The 4,388-nt window shown below is 71.4% G+C and carries 6 protein-coding genes; 1 reads left to right on the forward strand and 5 read right to left on the reverse strand.

Features of this window, described 5'->3' with window-relative positions:
• Positions 1-118: helix-turn-helix domain-containing protein (locus ASF38_RS18690; protein WP_235497417.1), on the forward strand; the 118-nt coding region annotated here is incomplete at its 5' end.
• Positions 119-204: 86 nt separating this feature from the next.
• Here ASF38_RS18690 and ASF38_RS03535 read toward each other — a convergent pair.
• The 5 genes from ASF38_RS03535 to ASF38_RS03555 all read right to left on the reverse strand — a co-directional run.
• Entirely contained in the window at positions 205-471 is a 267-nt protein-coding gene (locus tag ASF38_RS03535) for a hypothetical protein (protein ID WP_056573651.1), read from the reverse strand.
• The gene (locus ASF38_RS03540) at positions 471-1,220 is read right to left on the reverse strand and encodes an SDR family NAD(P)-dependent oxidoreductase (protein ID WP_056573655.1); all 750 of its coding nucleotides are present in this window, start codon (positions 1,218-1,220) and stop codon (positions 471-473) included. The genes ASF38_RS03535 and ASF38_RS03540 overlap by 1 nt, the downstream gene beginning before the upstream one ends.
• 46 nt (positions 1,221-1,266) lie before the next feature.
• Positions 1,267-2,031 carry an SDR family NAD(P)-dependent oxidoreductase gene (locus tag ASF38_RS03545; RefSeq protein WP_056573656.1) on the reverse strand — a complete coding sequence of 255 codons (765 nt, stop codon included), beginning with the start codon at positions 2,029-2,031 and terminating at the stop codon, positions 1,267-1,269.
• Positions 2,028-3,395, reverse strand: coding sequence for an MFS transporter (locus ASF38_RS03550; RefSeq protein WP_056573658.1), 1,368 nt, complete (start codon positions 3,393-3,395; stop codon positions 2,028-2,030). The genes ASF38_RS03545 and ASF38_RS03550 overlap by 4 nt, the downstream gene beginning before the upstream one ends.
• Positions 3,396-3,499: 104 nt before the next feature.
• Positions 3,500-4,103, reverse strand: a 604-nt coding sequence (locus tag ASF38_RS03555) for a polysaccharide deacetylase (RefSeq protein WP_235497370.1), incomplete at its 5' end; no start/stop codon positions are given.
• Positions 4,104-4,388: the final 285 nt, after the last annotated feature.

Raw genomic sequence — 4,388 nt, forward strand, 5'->3', positions numbered from 1 at the left:
CGACACCAAGACGCTCGACGTCCACGTCAAGCGCCTGCGGGCCAAGATCGAGCCCGACCCCGCCAACCCCGCCACCCTCACCACCGTCCGCGGCCTGGGCTACAAGCTCGACGCCTGACCGCCCCTCCCCCGTTCTGACGCGTTCGCGTCGATCCTGCGTCCGCAGACCGACCGCAACGCGTCAGAACGCGGGCCCGGACCGCTCTACCGGCCCTGGTCCGCCGCGGCGTCGAGCGCTGCCTCGGCGATCCGGTGCGACGAGACGCCCGAGAGGTCCGAGGCCGTGGCCGCGAGCTCCTCGAGGCTCGAGCAGACTTGCTGGCGACCGGTCGGCGAGGCCACCGTCCAGACCCCGATCGCCGGGCGCACGGCAAGACCCGTGAGTGCCGTGACGGCCGCCGCTGCTGCCTCCCGACGCTGCGGACCGGCGACCCGCGGATCAGCGGCGACGTGGTGACACGCCCCGCACATCAGGGCATCACGTCGCCGGAGTTGGGGCCGAGGACTTGGCCGACGAACAGGTTGCCGCCCGGGTCCGAGGCCAGCAGCACCGCCGTGGGCGCCACCTCGTCGGGGACGCCGAACCGGCCCAGCGGCAGCTCGGCGCGCTTGGCGACCTTCCACTCCTCGTCGATCCCGTCCACGAGCGGCGTCTCGATCGGGCCCGGCGCGATCACGTTGGCCAGCACGCCCTGGGAGGACACCTCGAGCGCGAGCGACTTGGTCATGGCTATGACGCCCGCCTTGGCCGCCGCGTAGTGGGCGAGGGAGGCGCCGCCCTTGAGGCCGAGCTGCGACGCGACGTTGACGATCCGGCCGTCGCCGCGGGCCAGCATGCCAGGCAGCACGGCGCGGTTCAGCCGGAAGACGCTCGTCAGGTCGACGGCCAACGTCTCCTCCCACAGCGCCGTGCTCATGTCCGCGAGCGGCGCCTGGGTGAGGATGCCGTGCGACACGACGAGCACGTCGATGGCGCCCAGCTCGGCCTCCACCTCTGCGACGACCTCGGCGACGGCCTCCTCGTCGGTCACGTCGAGCACCTTCGCCCCGACCGCACCCGTCGGTCCGACGACGGCGGCCACGCGCGGGTCCAGGTCGGACACCACGACCGAAGCCCCGGCCGCGGCGCAGTGGGTGGCGATCGCGCGGCCGATCCCGGACGCCGCGCCCGTGACGAGGACGCGTCGGCCGGCCAGCAGGTCGGTCTGGGGCACGGACATCGGTGGTCTCCTTCGGGGGGGTGGGTCAGTCGCGCGGGTGGGTGGGTCAGTCGCGCATAGCGACGGTGAGGGCGCCGTCGACGACGATCGCCTGACCGCTGACGTAGGACGCGGCGGGCGAGGACAGGAAGCCGATCACCTCGGCCACCTCCTCGGGCCGGCCCACACGACCCGCCGGGATGTATCCGCCGGCCCGGACGAGGCCGTCCGGGCCGAGCGAGTTCACCGGGTCGCTGGACTGCGGCGTCTCGATGAGCCCGGGGATGATCGCGTTGGCGCGGACGCCGCGCGGTCCGTACTCGACGGCGAGGCTGCGCACGAGACCCAGCACGCCGGCCTTCGCGGTGGCGTAGTGGGCGTGCTCCTGCCAGCCGTAGACGCCGCCGGCGATCGAGGAGACGGCCGTGATCGAGCCCCCCTCGCGCAGGTGTCGGGCCGCGGCTCGTGCGGTGCGCATGACCCCGTGCAGGTCGACCTGGAGGATGTCGTCCCACTGCTCGTCGGTCATCTCCTCGAAGACGGCCTGCCGCAGGATGCCGGCGTTGGCCACGGCGACGTCGAGCCGACCCCAGCGGTCCACGGCCGCCTGCACGAACGCGTCGACGGACTCGGTGCGGCGGACGTCGACCTCCACCACGACGCCCTCGCCGCCGGCGGCCGCGACGTCGGCCAACGTGAGCTCGGGGTCGTGTAGGTCGCCGCTGTAGGTGCCGATGGCGACCCGGTGGCCGGCGCGGGCCAGCACCTGGGCGGCGGACCGCCCGATGCCGGACGCCGCGCCGGTCACGACGGCGACGGGTGCGTCGCTCATGCGACGTCCTCCGCCACCACGAGCTCGTCCGGCTCGGGCGCGACGGTCCGCGCCCCGAGCACCACGAACCCGGACACGATGACCCCGATCGCGCCGACGAGCAGGGCCGACGTCGAGTAGGAGACCGACGCGGCCGTCAGGGCGGTGAGGATGAAGCCACCGATGATGGCGCCCGGCTGGGACATCGCGCCGATGAAGGCGCTGCCCGTCGCGCGGCAGTCGGTGTCGAAGCACTCGGCCTGGAAGAACAGGATCGCCGCGTAGGGGCCGAGCAGGAAGAACAGGCCCATCATGTAGGTCAGCACGACGTACAGCTGGTCGCTCGGGCCGAGCAGCATGGCCGTGAAGAACAGCCCGGAGATGATCCAGCCGACCGAGATCGTGTTGCGTCGGCCGAACCTGTCGCCCGCCCAGCCGTGGGCCAGGTAGCCGAGCGCACCCACCAGGTTGGAGACGATGACGAGCAGCAGGACGCTGGAGGCGTCGATGCCCTTGCCCTTCTCCAGCACGGTCGTGCCGAGGACGGAGAACGTCTGGATCGCGAACCAGTTGAGGATCCACGCCAGCGACAGGACGACGGTGTTGCGCAGGTGCTTCTTGTCGAAGATGCGACGCAGCGGCGCGACGGTCTCCGTGGCGGTGCCGGTGGCGTCGGCGAGCGTGGCCGCCTCGGCGGTGCGGCCCTCCTTGCGCAGGCGGGCCACCTCCTGCTGGGCCTCGAACTGCGGGCTCTCACGGATCTTGCGGCACACGATGGCCACGATGATCGCGGGCACGGTGGCCAGCAGGAACGCGAGGCGCCAGGCGTCGGCACCCCAGACCGACGTCACGACGGCCACGAAGGCCGCGGCCAGCAGCGCGCCGAGCGGCCAGCCGGTCTGCACCATCGAGTAGACGAAGCCGCGGTTGCGCTTGATCTTCTCGTCCTCGGTGACGGCGTAGAGCTCGTTGAGGTAGGTCGCGTTGACCGACTGCTCCGCGAGGCCGAGGCCGCTGATCGAGCGGACGCCGATGAGCGAACCCGCGCCGACCGTCGCCGCCGTGGCTGCCGACGACGCGGCGGTGCCAGCGACGGAGACGATCATGCCGCGCCGTCGGCCGATCTTGTCGACCAGCGGTCCGACGCCGAGCACCACGAAGGCGGTGCCGACGCTGACGAGCGTCGAGACGAGCAGCGCGTGGCTCGTGGTCCAGCCGAAGGACTCCTCGATGCGGGGCAGCAGCGTGCCGAACAGGATGAAGTCGTAGACCGCGATGGTCCACGCCAGGAACGCGATGCCGGTGGCGAGCCGCGTCTCGCGGATCGACACCCGCCGCAGCGCGGGTGCGCCCTGGGAGGGCGACGAGTGGGTGGTGCTTGACATGATGGTGTCCTTCCAGACGGGTCCGACGCGAGCCGGGTTGGGAGATGCCTGGGCCGGGGAGTGTTTCCAGACGCCACCCCGGCCCGGGCGACTACGAGGGAAGATCAGCCCCGCGGGTTGCGGGCGATGAAGTCCTGGGCGATCTCGTCCATCGTCGAGAAGCGCACGCCGTCGTGGCTCTTGATGTGGGCGATGAGCCGCTCGAGCATCAGCAGCACCTGCGGGCGGCCGGCGACGTCGGGGTGGATGGTGAAGGCGACGACGCCGTAGTCCTGCTCGCGGTGGACCCAGTCAAACTGGTCGCGCCAGAGCTCCTCGATGTCGCGGGGGTTCACGAAGCCGTGGCTGTTCGGGCTGCCCTTGATGAACATCATCGGCGGCAGGTCGTCGAGGTACCAGCTCGCGGGGATCTCGACGAGGTCGGTCTCCTCGCCGCGCACGTACGGCTTCATCCACTCCGCGGCCGGCTTGGAGTAGTCGATCCGCGTCCAGGAGTCCTTGACCCGAACGTAGTACGGCTCGAAGTCACGGTGCATGAGCGAGTGGTCGTAGCGGATGCCGCGCTCGACGAGCAGCTCGTTGGTGACGTGGCTGAACTCCCACCAGGGCGCGACGTAGCCGGTCGGGCGGCGGCCCGCGCGGTTCTCCACCAGGTCGAGGGTGTAGTCGAGGACGTCCGCCTCCTGCTCGCGCGACATCGCGAGCGGGNNNCGGGGAACGTCTCGACCGAGTGTCCGGGCCAGAACCAGGTGGTCTTGATCTCCTCGCGCTCGAAGAGGGTGTTGAGGCGGGGCACGCCGACCTCACCGGCGAAGACGCCGCGCGAGATGTCGCCGGGCGAGTCCTCGCCGCCGTAGGAGCCGAGCCAGCCGCCCACGGCGTCGACGTCGACGCCGATCGAGACGAAGATCTCCTTGGTCATGATGGAACCTTTCGGGTGTGGGGGATCAGGAGTAGTCGGCCAGCCGCTGCTGCACGTCGGCGGTGGCGAGG

This window comes from Aeromicrobium sp. Leaf272 (assembly GCF_001422865.1).
Taxonomy (GTDB): Bacteria; Actinomycetota; Actinomycetes; order Propionibacteriales; family Nocardioidaceae; genus Aeromicrobium.